At 64.1% G+C, this 17,009-nt stretch carries 15 protein-coding genes; all 15 read right to left on the bottom strand.

Features of this window, described 5'->3' with window-relative positions:
* Positions 1-34 precede the first annotated feature (34 nt).
* A complete protein-coding gene (locus AASM09_RS00075; RefSeq protein WP_024958794.1) occupies positions 35-1,126 on the bottom strand; it encodes a PA0069 family radical SAM protein in 1,092 nt (363 codons plus the stop codon).
* A 148-nt stretch (positions 1,127-1,274) separates the two neighbouring features.
* On the bottom strand, positions 1,275-2,018 hold the full coding sequence (locus tag AASM09_RS00070; protein WP_049429177.1) for a pyridoxine 5'-phosphate synthase: 744 nt from the start codon (positions 2,016-2,018) through the stop codon (positions 1,275-1,277).
* Positions 2,019-2,027: 9 nt separating this feature from the next.
* Complete coding sequence (locus tag AASM09_RS00065; RefSeq protein ID WP_049429178.1) at positions 2,028-2,297, bottom strand: hypothetical protein; 270 nt, start codon at positions 2,295-2,297, stop codon at positions 2,028-2,030.
* Between the two features lie 40 nt (positions 2,298-2,337).
* Positions 2,338-3,798 carry a cardiolipin synthase gene (gene cls / locus AASM09_RS00060; RefSeq protein ID WP_049429179.1) on the bottom strand — a complete coding sequence of 487 codons (1,461 nt, stop codon included), beginning with the start codon at positions 3,796-3,798 and terminating at the stop codon, positions 2,338-2,340.
* A gap of 161 nt (positions 3,799-3,959) precedes the next feature.
* Positions 3,960-4,373, bottom strand: coding sequence for an ExbD/TolR family protein (locus tag AASM09_RS00055; protein WP_005411740.1), 414 nt, complete (start codon positions 4,371-4,373; stop codon positions 3,960-3,962).
* A 3-nt stretch (positions 4,374-4,376) separates the two neighbouring features.
* Positions 4,377-4,802: an ExbD/TolR family protein gene (locus AASM09_RS00050; protein ID WP_005411739.1), complete on the bottom strand. Its 426-nt coding sequence runs from the start codon at positions 4,800-4,802 to the stop codon at positions 4,377-4,379.
* A 62-nt stretch (positions 4,803-4,864) separates the two neighbouring features.
* On the bottom strand, positions 4,865-5,626 hold the full coding sequence (exbB, locus tag AASM09_RS00045; RefSeq protein WP_005411738.1) for a TonB-system energizer ExbB: 762 nt from the start codon (positions 5,624-5,626) through the stop codon (positions 4,865-4,867).
* Positions 5,627-5,720: 94 nt separating this feature from the next.
* A complete protein-coding gene (locus AASM09_RS00040) occupies positions 5,721-6,389 on the bottom strand; it encodes an energy transducer TonB (protein WP_049429181.1) in 669 nt (222 codons plus the stop codon).
* Positions 6,390-6,532: 143 nt separating this feature from the next.
* The gene (locus AASM09_RS00035; protein WP_049429182.1) at positions 6,533-7,720 is read right to left on the bottom strand and encodes a tetratricopeptide repeat protein; all 1,188 of its coding nucleotides are present in this window, start codon (positions 7,718-7,720) and stop codon (positions 6,533-6,535) included.
* 132 nt (positions 7,721-7,852) lie between these two features.
* Positions 7,853-8,659: a M48 family metallopeptidase gene (locus AASM09_RS00030; RefSeq protein ID WP_010487422.1), complete on the bottom strand. Its 807-nt coding sequence runs from the start codon at positions 8,657-8,659 to the stop codon at positions 7,853-7,855.
* A gap of 71 nt (positions 8,660-8,730) precedes the next feature.
* Positions 8,731-9,576, bottom strand: coding sequence for a CPBP family intramembrane glutamic endopeptidase (locus AASM09_RS00025; RefSeq protein WP_049429183.1), 846 nt, complete (start codon positions 9,574-9,576; stop codon positions 8,731-8,733).
* Positions 9,577-9,643: 67 nt separating this feature from the next.
* The gene (gene gyrB, locus AASM09_RS00020; protein WP_049429184.1) at positions 9,644-12,103 is read right to left on the bottom strand and encodes a DNA topoisomerase (ATP-hydrolyzing) subunit B; all 2,460 of its coding nucleotides are present in this window, start codon (positions 12,101-12,103) and stop codon (positions 9,644-9,646) included.
* 112 nt (positions 12,104-12,215) lie between these two features.
* Complete coding sequence (recF, locus tag AASM09_RS00015) at positions 12,216-13,310, bottom strand: DNA replication/repair protein RecF (protein ID WP_049429185.1); 1,095 nt, start codon at positions 13,308-13,310, stop codon at positions 12,216-12,218.
* A 991-nt stretch (positions 13,311-14,301) separates the two neighbouring features.
* Positions 14,302-15,402, bottom strand: coding sequence for a DNA polymerase III subunit beta (dnaN, locus tag AASM09_RS00010; RefSeq protein ID WP_005411731.1), 1,101 nt, complete (start codon positions 15,400-15,402; stop codon positions 14,302-14,304).
* A gap of 275 nt (positions 15,403-15,677) precedes the next feature.
* On the bottom strand, positions 15,678-17,009 hold the full coding sequence (dnaA, locus tag AASM09_RS00005) for a chromosomal replication initiator protein DnaA (RefSeq protein WP_049429225.1): 1,332 nt from the start codon (positions 17,007-17,009) through the stop codon (positions 15,678-15,680).

Genomic DNA, 17,009 nt, shown 5'->3' with positions numbered 1-17,009 from the left:
GAATGCAGCGTCGAGCCATGCTCGACTGATGGACTCAGAACAGACTTCCCTGCGGCGAATCCTTCTTCGGCGGCAACGGCTTCTGGAACCGGCTGCAATCCAGCTTCGGCCAATGGCTGTTCTGCGCATTGAAGCCGAGACGCTTTCGCGCCAGCTTGAAGCGGTTGTTCAACAGATCGGCATACACGCCCTGGCCGCGCATGCGCGTGCCGAACTGGCTGTCGTAGTCTTTGCCGCCGCGCAGCTGCTGAATGGTGCTCATCACGTGCGCGGCGCGATCGGGATGATGGGTATCGAGCCAGTCGCGGAACAACGGCGCCACTTCCAGCGGCAGGCGCAGCAGCACGTAACCGGCTGTGCTGGCGCCGGCATCATGTGCGGCCTCCAGCACGGCTTCCAGTTCGCTGTCGTTGATCCACGGGATTACCGGCGCCACCATCACTCCCACCGGAATGCCCGCTTCATGCAGGCGCTTCATCGCGCGCAGCCGTGCATGCGGCGCTGATGCACGCGGTTCCAGCTTTGCGGAAAGATGAGGGTCCAGCGAGGTCACCGAGAAGTGCACGCTGACCAGGTTTTCCGCCGCCAACGGTGCGAGCAGATCGATGTCGCGCTCGACCAGCGCGTTCTTGGTAATCAACGAAAATGGATGCTTGGTTTCCAGCATCACTTCGATCAGCTGGCGGGTCAGCTTGAACTTGCGCTCGATCGGCTGGTACGCGTCGGTGTTGATGCCCAGCGCGATCGGCTGTGGCACATAGCCCGGCTTCGACAACTCCTTGCGCAGCAGCTGCGGCGCATTGGTCTTGGCAAACAGCTTGGTCTCGAAATCCAGGCCCGGCGACAGGTTCAGATAGGCGTGCGAGGGACGCGCGAAGCAGTACGAGCAGCCATGCTCGCAACCGCGGTACGGATTCACCGATTGGCTGAAGCCAACGTCCGGCGAAGTGTTGCGGCTGATGATGCTGCGTGCGGTCTCGGCGCGTACTTCGGTGCGCAGGCGCGGCGCGAGGAACTCCTCGCTCTCGTCAACCGCCCAGCCGTCGTCCACCGCCTCGCTGACGGTGCTTTCAAAGCGTCCGGCAAGGTGGGACGTGGAACCTCGGCCCTTGATCGCGATACCCATGCCCGCAGGGTACGCCGCGCCTGTCTCAGCGGCTGCGACGGCCGCCTGAAGGGTTCAGGGCAAGTCTGAGCCGAGCGTGGGCTCGGCTCTACAGTGGGATACGGCTACCTTTTGTAGAGCCGAGCCCATGCTCGGCTGCATCCATCGGTTACAGCAGTGCCAGGTAGCCCCGCACCGTGGCATCCAGCCCGTCATACAGCGCCTCGCCGATCAGCGCATGACCGATCGACACCTCCAGCACGTCCGGCACGTGGGCCAGGAAATCGCGCAGGTTGTCCTGCGACAGGTCGTGGCCGGCGTTGACGCCCAGTCCCACCGCCTGTGCGCGGCGCGCGGCGGTGGCGAACAACGCCAGCATTGCCTCGGCATCGCCGGCGGCGTGCGCTTCGGCGTAGGGGCCGGTGTACAGCTCGATGCGATCTGCACCGACTTCGGCCGCCTGCTCCAGCAGCGGATTACCGGCGTCGACGAACAGGCTGACCCGGCAACCCATCGCCTTCAGTTCGGCCACCAGTGGTCGCAGCCGCTCGCCGTCACGCTCGAAGTCGAAACCGTGATCGGACGTGATCTGCCCATCGCCATCCGGCACCAGCGTGGCCTGCGCCGGGCGGGTCTGTTCGCACAACGGCAGCAGCCCGGGGTAGCCCTCGCGCGGCGGCGCGAATGGGTTGCCTTCGATGTTGAATTCGACGCCCCGCGCGCGGGTCAGCGTCGACAGCGCCAGCACGTCCTCGGCGGTGATATGGCGGCGGTCCGGCCGCGGGTGCACGGTGATGCCATGCGCACCGGCATCCAGGCAGGCCTGGGCGGCACGCACCACGTCCGGTTCGGCGCCGCCGCGCGAATTACGCAGGACGGCGATCTTGTTGACGTTGACGCTGAGCTGGGTCATGGAACGGAACTACTTGGAAAGAGGGGACGGATCGTGGTCGTTGGCGTCGTCATTGCGGCGGGCCTGGGCCTGCTCGCGCAGGCGGCGCAGTTCCTCGGCATCGACAAGCGTGGCAGGGTCCCGCTGAAGGTCGCCGAAGCGGGCCACATAGCGGCCGCGCACCCAGGCCAGCAGGAAGGCCAGGGCGGCCAGCAGGCACAGGGTCATCAATGCGGCGCTGGGGGTCTTCAGCGCGAAGGCGAAACAGCCCAGCGCCAGCAGCAGGTACAACCAGTACATAGTCGGGCTCCCCGGATGATCGCCGCAGTGTAGCGCTGCGTCAGAGCAGCGGCGAGGCCAGCCGGGCGAAGGCCTCGGGCAGGCGGTGCAGCCACAGCGAGCGGCCGGCCTGGTCGTGCACGCGGGTGGCGCGGTCGAACTCTCCCTGCAGCAGCCCGGCCAGGGCGGCGACGCGGTCACGGTCGCTGATCATCATCGACAGCTCGAAGTTCAGCCGGAAGCTGCGGTGGTCGAAGTTGGCACTGCCGACGATGCAGACGTCGTCATCGGCGATGAAGGCCTTGGTATGCAGCATGCGCGGGCCGTACTCGTAGATCTTTACCCCGGCATGCAGCAGTTCGTCGAAGTAGGAGCGCGCGGCCTGGGTGACGAACCAGGAATCGCTCATCTTCGGCACCAGCAGGCGCACGTCCAGGCCGCCCAGCGCGGCCGAGGTCAGCGCCATCCGCGCGGCTTCGCCGGGCACGAAGTAGGGCGTCACCAGCCAGACCCGTTCGTGCGCCTCCTGGATCGCCGCCACGTGCAGCCGATGGATGGTTTCCCAGCCGGAGTCTGGCCCTGAGACCAGCACCTGGGCGTTGATGGCACCATCGCCGCGCAGCGGCATGTCGGCCGGCCAAAGACGGGCAATGTCCATGCGCGAGGGATCCTGGCCACTGGCATAGAGCCAGTCTTCGGCGAACACCAGCTGCAGGCTGCGCACCACATGGCCGCGGATGCGCATGTGCAGGTCGCGGTAGGCGTCGGGCCGGCGGCTTTCGTCCTCTTCGTCAGTGATGTTGATGCCACCGGTGAAGGCCAAGCGACCGTCGATGATCACCAGCTTGCGGTGGGTACGCAGGTTCAGCCACGGGCGCTTGAAGGGCTTCAGCAGTTGCCGCGGATGGAACCAGATGGCCTCGCCGCCTGCGTCCAGCAATGGTTGCAGGAAGCGGCGGGGGAGGGCGGAGGATCCCACGGCATCCAGCAGCAGGCGCACCTGCACGCCGGCGCGGGCGCGTTCGACCAGGGCATCGCGCAGCGCGGTGCCGGCGTGGTCCGGATTGAAGATGTAGTACTCCAGGTGCACGTGATCGCGAGCCTGCGTCACCGCTTCCAACAGAGCGGCGTACGTAGCGGCACCGTCCACAAGCCAGGTCACTTCGGTGGCGCTGCTCGGCGCCAGGCCGGTGGTGGCCTGGGCGATCTTGGCCAGCTCGGTGCAGTCGGCATCGGGCGGGCAGACGTCGCTGTAGTGCTCCATGCCCGAACGGGCACGGCCACGGCGCAGCCGCTGACGCTTCACCTTCTGCGGGCCCAGCAGGTAATAGATGAACAAGCCGAGGTAGGGCAGCAGCGCCAGCGACAGGATCCAGCTCAGCGTGGCCACCGGCTCACGCTTCTGCAGCATGATCCAGCCGGTCAGCGCGAGCAGGTACAGCAGATAGGCTACCGCCAGGATCGTGCCGAGGTGGGCGATGCCGTCGAGCCAGTGGCGCAGGGAGTCGAAGAGGGCGAGCATCCGCCGATCATAGCGGGCGCGTGCTCCCTGATGGGGTCAGATCCCTTTTCCTGAGGAAAAGGGATCTGACCCCATGGCGGCGTGATGAGCGCAAAAAAAAACGCCCCTGTTTCCAGGGGCGTCTGCAGTCGCGTCATGACTGTTGTGTTGCGGTGTAGCGATTACTGCTGCACAAAACCGATCTTCTTCATCTGAGCATTCTTCGCGGCGGCCAGAACCTTGGCCATCACGTCGTACTCGGAATCCGGGCTGGCGTCGATGCGCAGTTCCGGCTGGTTGGTCGGGTCACGCTGGACCTCCTGCTCCATCCGCTGCTGCAGCTCGCTGGTATTGATCGGGCTGTTGTTCCACGAGACCTGGTTGCTGGCGTCGATCTTCAGTTCGATCGGCGGCGGCGGTTCAACCAGCTGCGGCGGTGGGTTGAGCACGCGCTGCGGCAGGTCGACGGCGATCGGGTACGTCATGATCGGCGCGGTCACGATGAAGATGATCAGCAGAACCAGCATCACGTCCACGAGGGGCGTGACGTTGATGTCTGCCATGGGGCCCTTGCCACCACCACTACTGAATGCCATGGCTTATTGCCCCTTTTCTTTGGTCGCGACGAAGCCGACGTCCAGCATGCCCTGCTCCTGCGCGACCTTGGTCAGGTCGTTGATGACGCGCATCTTGGTGGTGCGGTCACCACGCAGGTTCAGCGGCGGCTGCGGGGTCTGCTGGGCGGCGGTCGCCAAGCGGGACTCGAGAGTCTGCTTGTTGATTTCTTCGTCGTTCCAGTAGATCGAGCCGTCTTCCTTGACTGCCAGGGTGATCGGTCCGGAACGCTTTTCAGCGTCTTCCGGCTTCTGGATCAGGTTGGCTTCCGGCAGATCCACCTTGACCTTGTGGGACATCAGGGGCGCCGTGATGATGAAGATGATCAGCAGCACCAGCATCACGTCCACGAGGGGCGTAACGTTGATGTCGGCCATGGGGCCGCCGCTGTTACCACTACTGAAAGCCATAACGGGCTCCGTCTAGATCTTGGTGACTACTTACGTTCGTCGCTGGGTGACGCGCGCCGCAATTAGCGGACGCGCGAGCCGGTGGCGAAGAAGTCGTGCAGGTCGTGCGCGAAGGTATCGAACTTGCTGATGGTCGCGCTGTTGATCTTGCTGAAGAAGTTGAAGGCGAACACGGCCGGGATTGCGACGAACAGACCGATCGCGGTCATGATCAGCGCTTCACCCACCGGGCCGGCAACGGCGTCGATCGAAGCGGAGCCGGTGGCACCGATCTTGATCAGCGCGCCGTAGATGCCCCACACGGTACCCAGCAGACCGACGAACGGAGCGGTCGCGCCGACGGTGGCCAGCAGGGTCATGCCCGACTGCAGCTTGTTGCTTTCGCGGGTCACGGCCTGACGCAGGGCGCGGTCGACGAACTCCGAACGGCTCAGGTTCTCACCCACGCCGCCGGTGGCGCCGCCTTCAGCGCGCTGGTGGTGCGCAGCAGCCTGGGCAGCGTCCAGGGCGATCTTCGAGAACGGCTCCGAAGCCGGCTGCTCTTCCATCGCACGGATGGCGTCCTGTGCGTTCGGGGTGTCCCAGAACAGGCTGACGACGCGATCAGCGGCGCTCTTCAGGCGGGTCGCACGGAAGATGTTGATGACGGTCCAGTACCAGGACATGGCCGACATGGCGATCAGGGTCAGCAGCACGACCCAGGAAACCGCGAAATCACCCGGCTTGGTGGTCATTTCGTGGATCAGGTGCTCGAAGCCCATCTGCGACAGGGCGTTGGACGGATTGCCCCCGGCAGCAGCGGCGATGAAAATTTCCTGCAGCATGACGCTTACCTTTGTTGTGTGTGGTGATAAAGGGTGTAGCTAAGCTAAACAATCGAACCGGGAGCGGGGGTGGCCAGGCGGCCACCCGGGCGCATCAGTTCAGCGCAAAGTTGACCGGGACGCGAACGCGACCTGCCGCCTTCTTACCGCCAGATTCAGCGGCGTTGAAGCGCCACTTGCGAGCCGCTTCCATCGCGGCACGGTCCAGGTCGCGGTTACGGCTGGACTTTTCCACCGTGACATTGGTGACGTTGCCGCTGGCATCGACATCAATGATCAGGATCACTTCGCCCTGGATACCAGCGCGGAAGGCTGCCGGCGGGTAGCGCGGCGGATTCATGGCCTTCGACGAGATGTCCACGCTGGCCTCGATCGAGGTCGCAGGTGCCGGCGGCGCGGGGGGCGACGGCGGGGTGACGATATCGCTCGGGCGCGGCTCCGGCACGTCCACGACCGGCGCCTGCGGCGGCGGCGGGACCGGCGACGGCTTCGGCGGCGACAGATTCTTCACCGGCGGCGGCGGAGTATCGGTCGGCGGCGGCGGCGGCGGCGGCGGCGGCGGCGGCGGCGGCGCATCGACGATGGTCACCATGACGTTGCGCTCCTTCTCAGCCACGGCCTTGGGAGCCACGGCGGGAATGAGGAGCATCATGAAGGCGGCCAGATGCAGGGCAATTACAAACGCGATGCCGACGATGCGAGGCCAGCTCAGCCCCTTGTCATCGGGTTGTTCGTACCGGTGAACGACTAGTTGTTCCGTCATGCGCCAAGAGCTCAATAGTGGGGCCGGGATGCCGGGGGCGGAATCCCTGATCAGCGGTGCATGACACCGCAGGAACCTCCAAGCTTATACCAATCCTGAGCGCCTGCGCATCAACTGAGCAGGCATTCAGGCGTTATTCCTACTTACTTCAGGTTGATGATTTTCTTGGCATCAGCCTGGTTCTTCACACCCTTCGCCAGCGCCTGCTGGGCGGCCTGCTTGGCCTCCGGGATGCGACCTTCGGCATGCAGGACGCGTGCCAGGTTCAGGTAGGTCTCACCGTCCTTGGACAGCGGGGCAGCCTTCTGCCACGCATCGATCGCCTGCGGCACCTGGTCGGAGTAGTAGTAGGACTGGGCCAGCGCCAGGTAAACCTGGTAGTCCGGCTTGAGGATGCCCTTCTGCAACCCTTCGTTGATGACCGCGATGACGTCCTTTTCCTTTTTGTCGGTGTTGGCATAGATCGAGTACAGCTGCTTGTACTCGCGCTCTTCGGTGAGCTGGCCGCTGCTGCGCAGCTTGTCCATCACCGCGGCCGCCTTGTCCATCTGGTCGGCCTGCATGTACATGCTGGCCAGGTTCAGCTGGGCCTTCTTGTCGTTCGGGTTCTTGGCGGCCAGCGCCTCGGCTTCCTTGACCGCTTCACCGGACTGGCCGGCTTCGGACAGGGCCGCCATCAGCAGCTGGTTCCAGTTGTCCTTCGGTTCGGCGGAACCGGCGATGGCCTGCTTCAGCACCGGGATCGCTTCCTGGTAGCGCTCCAGCTGGTACAGCGCCTGGCCCTTGGCGATCAGTTCTTCCGGCTTGGTCGACTTGCTCTCGGCGAAGTACTTGTCGAGGGTTGCCAGGCCTTCGGCGGTCTTGTCTTCCTGCAGCTCCAGCTGGCCCAGCATCAGCATCGACTGGAAGTGGCCATTGTTGTCCAGGCCGTTGAACTGCAGAACCTGCTTCAGATAGGCGATCGCCGCCGGGGCGTCGTCGGTCTGGTAGGCCGCCTGCGAGGCCAGCTGCGCGGCCAGCGACTTGTCGTACTCGTTCGCGGCGCTGTCAGCCAGGATCGCGTCGGCCTGCTCGCGGGTCTCCGGGAACTTTTCCTTGTTGTAGCTGTCGATCATTTTCTGCAGCTTGCTGCCCATCTTGGCCGAGGCCTTGACCGTCGGCTCCTGGCGGGTCGCGTTCGGGTACAGCGCCTCGGCCTTGGCCTGCTTGCCGCCGCGGTTGCCGCGCTCGGAGGAACGCGAGGACTGCGCGAAGGCATCGGTGACCACGGCGCCGGTCAGGGCGGTCGCGACGAGGACGGAAAGCACAGCTTTGTGGTTACGGAAAATCATCGTTCACCTCGATCGAACCGCCGGTTAGCGGCAAAGTCGGACTGTCAGAAAAATCTGAGCCGCCAAACGTATCAGAAACAGATGGCGTGAGAAATCGTTTTATGTGCTGCAATACAGCATAGAACTGCGCACTCATCCGCACTTTGGCCGCAGCCCGGCCGCCTGCGCCTGCTGATAGACCGGCGTCAGGGCCGGGGCATCGCGTCGCAGTTCCTGGATCCGGTTGGCCGGATCGGGGTGGGTGGACAGCCATTGCGGGCTGCGGCCGCCGCTGGCGGCCATCATGTTCTGCCACAGGTCCACTGCCTGCGCCGGATTGAAACCGGCCTGGGCCATCAGCCGCTGGCCGATTACGTCAGCCTCGCTTTCCTGGGTGCGTGAGCCGGGCAGCAGGAAGGCCGTCTGCGCGCCCATGCCGCCGAGCTGGTTGACGGTGCTGGCAGCGCCTTCGCCATAGGCCGCACCGGCCAGCGCACCGAGCACGGCCAGGCCGGTCTGCGCGCCCATCTGGCGGGTGATGCGTTCTTCGTGGTGACGGGCGATGACATGGCCGATTTCATGGCCGATCACGGCAGCCAGCTGGTCCTGATTCTTGGCCACGGTGAAGATGCCGGTGTTCACGCCGACCTTGCCGCCGGGCAGGGCGAAGGCGTTGGGCTCCTTGTCGACGAACACTGCCGTCTCCCACCGTACGCCACGGTACTGAGGCGGCAACTGCGCGACCAGGGCATTGACCACGCACTGCACGTAACCGTTCTGGCGGCCGTCGGTGCTGATCTTTTCCTTCTGCTTTGTTTCGGCGAACGCCTGTGCGCCGAGCTGGTCCAGCTGTGCCTGCGAGACGCCGCCCACCATCTGCCGGCGGCCGGTAGGGGAGGTGGTGGTCGCGCAGGCGCTGACCAGAGTGGTGATGACAAGGGCCAGCAGCAGTTGTTTCATGGAAGCTCCCCCGTGTTCATATGGGCAGTGTGTAGCGTAGCGGCTTAATCTTTCGTCAAGCGGACGCGGCGTTACGTTGACCCCAGGAACACCATCGCGGCAAGGGCAACCGCATTGTTCAACGCATGCGCGGTGATCGCCGCCCACAACGTGCCGGTACGCTGGTAGAGCCAGCAGAACGCAGCCCCCATGCCGCCATAGACCAGCCAAAGTTGTGCGATTTCGGCCGGGCCATTGGCGCTGGTTCCAGGGATCTCATGGATCAGGGCGAATGCGAGGCTGCTCAGTACCACGCCCAACCACGGGCGCCCGGCCTTCCACAGGCGGCCAAACAGCACGCGGCGGAACAGCAGTTCCTCGTAGGCCGGCGCCAGTGCCACGGCGAACAGCACCAGGAACAACGGGAAACGTGCGATCGCGCTCTGCATCAGCGCCAGATTGGTGGGGACCGGCTCGATGCCGAACTGCTTGGCCAGGAAGGCAATGCCGTTGCTGCCGAGCACGATCAGGGTCGCCACCAGCAGGGTCCAGCCCCAGGTGGAGGGGCGGCGCAGCGCCTGGCGCGACGCGTGACGCTCGGCGGTATTGGCTGGCCGTCGCCAGAAGTACAGCAGCAACGCAGCGCCACCGGTGGCAAACAGCGCCATGAGAATCTGTGCAAGCGCGCCGGGCTGGCCCAGTGTCGCCGCGACCGAATTGGCGTCGGGCGTTCCACCGCTGGCCTGCGCATTGGCGTAGCCAACCACCACACCACGGTAAAGGCCCCACAGCAGGCCGCTGATCAGGCTCAGGCCGAACAGGGTGACAGCGGCGATGCCCAGATCGATGAAAAACCCCGCCAGCGGTGAAGCGACACGCGGCGCGGCCGAGGCCGGCGGAATCGGGGGCGGGGCGGAAGCCGGGGCGGATGCGGACATCGGGTACCTGCGTTCAAGGATCGAAGGCCGGCGCGCCTCCCCGCGCACCGGCCATCACCGGATTGTGTCAGATATCCAGGTTGGCGACCTTCAGCGCGTTGTCCTCGATGAAATCGCGACGCGGTTCGACGACATCGCCCATCAGGGTGCTGAAGATCTGGTCGGCTGCGACAGCGTCTTCGATGCGCACCTGCAGCAGTCGGCGGGTTTCCGGGTTCACGGTGGTGTCCCACAGCTGCTCCGGATTCATTTCACCCAGACCCTTGAATCGCTGGATCTGGCGGCCACGCTTGGCCTCTTCGAGCAGCCAGTTCTGCGCCTTGGCGAAGCTGTCCACTTCGATCGACTTGGCGCCGCGGGAGATGGTTGCACCTTCGCGAACCAGGCCATGCAGCAGCTTGGAGGCCTGGTGGATCGCGCGCAGTTCACCACTCTCGAACGCCGACATGGGCAGTACCTGGATGTGCTGTTCGCCCATGTGGCGACGGGTGACCAGTACGGCGGCCGGACGCTCATCGTTGGCTTCCTGCAGCTCCAGGCTGAAGCGCGGGCTGCCCAGGCTGCCCTGGTTGAGTCGCTTGGCCAGTGCATCCAGGCCTTCGCCTTCGCCGGCACTGCGCAGGCTCTCCAGGTCCATCGGCACGAAATCGACCAGCGCTTCGAGCAGGTTGCGGTCGTAGCGGTGCGCGTTGCGCTCGATGGAATCGAGGGCAGCGGCGTACGCCAGCAGCAGCTTCTCCAGTGCCAGGCCTTCGATGCCTGGTTCGCCGGTGGCCGGCACCAGCGCAGCGTTTTCCACCGCGCTGCTGGCCAGGTAGCTGTCCAGCGCCGGGTCATCCTTCAGATACAGCTCCTGCTTGCCCTGCTTGATCTTGTACAGCGGCGGCAGGCCGATGTAGACGTAACCGCGCTCGATCAGCTCCGGCATCTGACGGTAGAAGAACGTCAGCAGCAGGGTGCGGATGTGGGCGCCGTCGACGTCGGCGTCGGTCATGATGATGATCTTGTGGTAACGCAGCTTGTCCGGGTTGTACTCGTCACGGCCGATGCCGGTGCCCAGCGCGGTGATCAGCGTACCGACCTGGTCGGAGGACAGCATGCGGTCGAAGCGCGCGCGTTCCACGTTGAGGATCTTGCCGCGCAGCGGCAGCACCGCCTGGTTCTTGCGATTGCGGCCCTGCTTGGCCGAGCCACCTGCCGAGTCACCCTCGACGATGAACAGCTCGGACAGCGCCGGATCCTTTTCCTGGCAGTCGGCCAGCTTGCCCGGCAGGCCGGCGATATCCAGCGCACCCTTGCGGCGGGTCAGGTCGCGGGCCTTGCGCGCGGCTTCACGTGCACGTGCGGCATCGACGATCTTGCCGGCGATCGCCTTGGCTTCGTTCGGGTTTTCCTGCAGGAATTCTTCCAGGCGCGCACCGAAGGCGTTTTCCACCGCCGGGCGCACGTCGGAGCTGACCAGCTTTTCCTTGGTCTGGCTGGAGAAGCTCGGGTCCGGCACCTTCACCGACAGCACCGCAATCATGCCTTCGCGCATGTCGTCGCCGGTCAGGTTGATCTTGGCCTGCTTGGCGATGCCGTTCTGCTCGATGTAGTTGTTGAGCACGCGGGTCAGCGCACCGCGGAAACCGGCCAGGTGGGTACCACCGTCCTTCTGCGGGATGTTGTTGGTGAAGCAGTACATCGTCTCCTGGTAGGAGTCGGTCCACTGCAGCGCCACATCCACCACGATGCCATTGTGCTCGCCGGTAACCGAGATGACATTCGGGTGCAGCGGGGTCTTCAGCTGGGCCAGGTGCTCCACGAAGCTGCGGATGCCGCCTTCGTAGTGGAAGTCATCGCGGCGGCCATCGCCACGCTCGTCAGCAAGGACGATCTTGACGCCGGAGTTCAGGAACGACAGTTCGCGCAGGCGACGGGCCAGGATGTCGTAGTGGAACTCCACGTTGTCGTGGAAGGCGACGGTGGACGGCCAGAAGCGCACGGTGGTGCCGCGCTTGGTGGTGGTTTCCAGCTTGGCCAGCGCGGTCACTGCGGCGCCGTTGCTGAATTCCTGCTGGTAGTGAAAGCCGTTCTGGAACACGTCCACCAGCAGCTTCTGCGACAGCGCATTGACCACGCTGACGCCGACGCCGTGCAGACCGCCCGAAACCTTGTAGCTGTTGTCGTCGAACTTGCCGCCTGCGTGCAGGACGGTCATGACGACTTCGGCCGCAGACACTTCGCGACCGAGCTTGGCACTCATCTGCTCATGCTTGCCGGTCGGGATACCACGGCCGTTGTCGGACACCGAAACCGAGCCGTCGGCGTGGATCGTCACCGCGACGTGGTCGGCGTGGCCGGCCAGCGCTTCGTCGATCGAGTTGTCGACAACCTCGAACACCATGTGGTGCAGACCGGTGCCGTCATGCACGTCACCGATGTACATGCCGGGACGCTTGCGGACAGCCTCCAGGCCTTCCAGGGCGGTAATGCTGTTGGCGTCGTAATTGCCGTTGTTTGCCGGGGTGTTCTGTTCGTCGCTCATTGCGCTTGCCGTAGGCTCCGCAGGTCGGCCACCGCTTGGGGCGATGCGCCGAGAATGAAAGGATTCCAACCCGAATTATACCAGCCGGGGTCGAGCGGCCCTGGTGCGCCCACTATGGCACAGCCACGATCTGTGCATGTTCCACGTGGAACCGGGCGATGTGGGTCAGTTCGTGCAGCGCCGCTGGGGTTTCGGTGGCGGTGATGAAGATCTGTGCTGGGCCATTGAGCAGGCGCTCCAGTACCCGCGCCTGGTGGGTGCGATCCAGCTCCGAAGCCAGATCATCCAGCGCGATCACCGGCCATTCGCCACGCTGTTCGGCATAGTCTTCGGCCTGCGCGAGCAGGCAGGCCAATGCCGTCAGCTTGGCCTGGCCCCGGGACAGCGCATCGCGACCCGGAATGCTCTGGAAATCAACGCTCCAGTCCGCCCGGTGCGGGCCGACCGAGGTATACCCAGCCTGGCGGTCGCGTTCCCGGGCCAGAAGCAGGGCATCGGCCAGCGGAAGTTCATGCCGCCGCCATCCAGGACTCAGTTCCAGTCCCTGGATGCCGAGTTGCGGCGCCAGGCTGGCGGCCAAGGCCACAGTGCGCTGCTGCAGACGCTCCAGGTAGTGCTGGCGGCGGCTTGTCAGTGGTTCTCCGGCCTCTGCCAGCTCGTGATCCCAGGTATCGAGCATCCGCGAGGGCCCGCCCTGCTTGAGCAGGGCATTGCGCTGCTTCAGCGCCCGGGAGTAACGGCGCCACAGGGACAGAAAGCCCGGTTCCACGTGGAACAAGCCCCAATCGAGGAAGCGGCGGCGGGGCTCGCCACCACCACTGACCAACGCATGGCTGCCGGGCTCGAACGTCACCACCGCCAGCGCTGCACAGAGATTGCCCAGCTGCGCGACATCTTCGCCGTCCAATCGCCCCTTCCAGTCCTGGCCGCTGTGGCGCAGCCCGGCCTTTCGGCGGTGGGACGGGTGATCGGCACGCTGTTCGTCCCATTCCACGAAGATTTCCAACGCTTCCTGGCCCTGGCGCACCAATCCATCGCGGACCCGGCCACGGAAGCTGCGTCCATAGGCCATCAGATGCAAGGCTTCGAGCACGCTGGTCTTGCCGGCACCGTTGTCGCCGGTCAGCAGGTTCAATCCCGGCTGGGGCGACAGGTCCACCGCACTGAAACGACGCAGTTGGTGCAGGGCGAGGCGGCGGATAAGCATGGGGCGCGAAAGACCATCCGCACGAGGCGGTAGTGGGGCAGGGAATCCATCAGCTTACTGCATCGGTCAAGGAGGACGCGCCACGCCAGCGACCAAGCAGAGCAGAGGCCTCTGCGCGCTTGGCAATCGCACGTTCCACGTGGCCCCACGCCGTCCGCTTGGCCCCTTGCAGGCCTGGACGTGACCGAAATCCCTTCAATTCTGCCGAGGGCAGCAGGGCATCGACCCTCAGATTTCAACGATTCCAGCGCTTTTACACAGGTGTGAGTGCGCGCTTCGGCAGGGGGTGCGGTCGGATGCCCCCCCCGGATTCCTTCAAATCTGCGATCCAGTGTCCTGGAGGGTTCCACAGATTTCAAAGAATTCAGCGCCTTCGTTTCACGCTGTCCACAGCGGGTCTGTATGACTTATACACAAGGTATGGGCAATCTGTGGATAAAAAAGCCCTTTTGCCTGCCGCTGAAAACTATCCACAGGTTCCCCCCCAGCCTTAGGGGCCTCTATACAGGGGGTTTCAGGCTTATAAATTTCTTTTAAATCATATAGATAGCTTGTTTCTCCACGAAATCTGGCCCTACCATCACCACCATGCTTTAGATTTATACCCAGATTTAGAAGCTAGGCTTGGCCCAAACTGCCTCGAATCGCTCCTGTGGACAGAGGCGTTTGCAGAAGCAGCGGGGATCGCGGCATCAGCGGCGGGGCGCTTCGTCAATCCAGTCAGATCTGGCCGAATGCACCGCGTTGAGAATCCAGGTGCGGGCGCTTCCGATCGAAGGGGATGCGCCAGCGGGCATTGGCTGCAATCGCAGGTTCCAACGCTCGCCATGAATGGTGCTGAAGGCAGAGCGAAAGAGGGGACCAACAAGAAGGATGACGTCCCTCCAAACGGAGGCTGCTCGGCAACCCGATTCAATGCTCCACGTGGAACAAAAAAAACGCCCGGGAAGATCCCGGGCGTCGTTCGGTTCCACGTGGAACAGCGCTGCTGTCAGAGACGCAGCGGCATGACTACGTGACGCGACTTCTCACTGCTGGATTCACGCACCAGCGCCGAGGAATTGGAGTCGCGCAGCTGGATGATGACTTCCTCGTCGCGCAGCGCGGACAGGGCATCCAGCAGGTAGTTCACATTGAAGCCAATGGCCAGATCGCTGACCGTGGTGTCGGCTTCGATTTCTTCCTGGGCTTCTTCCTGCTCCGGGTTGTGCGCGCTGATCTTCAGGTTGCCCGGCGAGACTTCCACGCGGATGCCGCGATACTTCTCGTTGGACAGGATCGCAGCGCGCTGCAGCGAGGCGCGCAGCGCTTCGCGATCCACCTTAACTTCGCGGTCGGCACCGATCGGGATCACCGCCTCGTAATCCGGGAAGCGACCGTCGATCAGCTTCGAGGTGAAGGTGACATCGTCGCGCTTGACGCGGACGTGGCTGCGGCCGACTTCCAGCTCGATCTCGCGATCGCCGCTTTCCAGCAGGCGCTGCAGTTCGGTCACGCCCTTGCGGGGCACGATGATCTGGCGCTTGGAACCGCTGGGCTTGGCCAGGTCGGTTTCACACAGGGCCAGGCGATGGCCGTCGGTGGCGACGGTCCGCAGGGCATCGCCGCGCAGATCGAACAGCAGGCCGTTGAGGTAGTAGCGCACGTCCTGCTGGGCCATCGCGAACGCGGTGCGTTCGATCAGTTCCTTGAGGGTCGCTTCGCCAATGGCCACGCGCTCGGTGGCTTCCACTTCGTCCACCGACGGGAAGTCGTTGGAGGGCAGGGTTGCCAGGGTGAAGCGGCTGCGGCCGGCCTGCACGGTGATCTTGTCACCGGTCTGCGAGACGGTGATCCGGCTGCCGTCGGGCAGGGCACGGATGATCTCGAACAGTTTGCGGGCGGGAATGGTGGTTTCGCCGTCCTGGGCGTCTTCAACCGCGATCCGCGACACCATCTCCACTTCCAGGTCGGTACCGGTCAGCGACAGCTGGCCGTTCTGTACCTGGACCAGGAAATTGGCCAGAACCGGAAGGGTCTGGCGGCGTTCGACCACGTTGACGACCTGTGCCAACGGCTTGAGAAAGGCTTCGCGCTGCAGTGTGAAACGCATGTGGTTCCGTGCCCCTATGCTTTAAAAAATGTGGAATAAATCAAAAGCTTGGTGGTGCTGGTAGAGACAGAATCGCTGGAAAACAACGCTAAGTCTTTGTAAATAAAGGAATTTCATACCTCGAAACCCTCTGTATTACCGACCCCCAGGGGGTGGGGAAAGCTGTGGATAAATTCGGCGCGATTTCAAACGCCATTTTTATCCACAACGTGTCCCGCGCTTGCTACCGGATTCTGCACCGTTTTGTGCGATGACGCCTCATCGGCATCCGTGCATCATTCGCTCAGCTTCCGGATCAGCTTGTCCCAGTCCTCGCGGAGCTTGCCGTCGGTTTCCATCAGGGTGCGGATCTGGCGGCAGGCATGCAGCACCGTGGTGTGATCGCGACCGGCAAACGCGTCGCCGATCTCGGGCAGGCTGTGCTCGGTCAGCTCCTTGGTCAGGGCCATGGCGACCTGGCGGGGGCGGGCCAGCGAACGGGTCCGACGCTTGGACAGCAGATCCTTGATCTGCAGCCCGTAGTAGTCGGCCACGGTTTTCTGGATGTTGGGAATGCTGATCGCCTGCTGCTGGGCACGCAGCAGGTCGCGCAGGGTTTCCTGGGCGAATTCGGTGGTGATCGCGCGGCCCGTGAAATTGGCGCGGGCGGTCAGGGTATTGAGCGCGCCCTCGAGGTCGCGCACGTTGGAGCGCATCTTCTTGGCGATCAGGAACGCAACATCATCGGGAATCTCGGCCCCGCGTTCGCGCGCCTTGGCCAGCACGATGGCGGCGCGGGTTTCAAAGTCCGGCGGTTCGATCGCGACCGACAGGCCCCAGGCAAGCCGCGACTTCAGGCGCGCTTCCAGGCCCTCGACCTCGCGCGGATAACGGTCGCAGGTCAGGATGATCTGCTGCTTGCCATCGAACAGCGCGTTGAAGGTGTGGAAGAACTCTTCCTGGGTGCGGTCCTTGCCGGCGAAGAACTGGATGTCATCGATCAGCAGCGCGTCCACCTGCTGGAACTGGCGCTTGAACTGATCCATGGTCTTTTCCTGCAGGGCCCGGATCATTGCGCTGAAGAACTGTTCCGAGCGCAGGTACAGCACCTTCGCGCCTGGATTGGCCTGGCGCATCGCGTTGCCGGCGGCGAACATCAGGTGGGTCTTGCCCAGGCCGGTGCCTCCGTACAGCAGCAGTGGGTTGTGCGCACGGTCGCCCGGTTTCTGCGCAGCCTGGAACGCCGCGGCCAGGCCCAGCTGGTTGCTGCGGCCTTCAACGAAGTTGGCGAACGTGTAGTGATTGTCCAGGTTGCCGGCAAACGGCACCTGCGGTTCGCTGGACACATGCGCCGATGGCGTGGAAACCGGCGAGTTCTGTGCCTCCACAGGGCGCGGGCGCGAGCCGATTTCAAGAAAAACGTCGCTGAAGCCGGCGAAATGCGCCAGCAGTTCGCGGATCCGGGCCAGATAAAGCTCGCGGACCTGGTCGACGATGAAGGCATTCGGTGCATACAGCACCAGGCTGTCCACGCGCAGATCGGCCTGCAGTGGCTTCAACCAGGTATGAACGTCTTCCGGCGGGAACTCCGCTTCGAGGCGCTCGAGACTACGGGACCAAGCATCCAT

The organism is Stenotrophomonas maltophilia, from assembly GCF_039555535.1.
Classification (GTDB): domain Bacteria; phylum Pseudomonadota; class Gammaproteobacteria; order Xanthomonadales; family Xanthomonadaceae; genus Stenotrophomonas; species Stenotrophomonas maltophilia_Q.
Note: the sequence above shows the minus strand (reverse complement) of the source record. Positions and strands in the feature narration are given on the sequence as shown.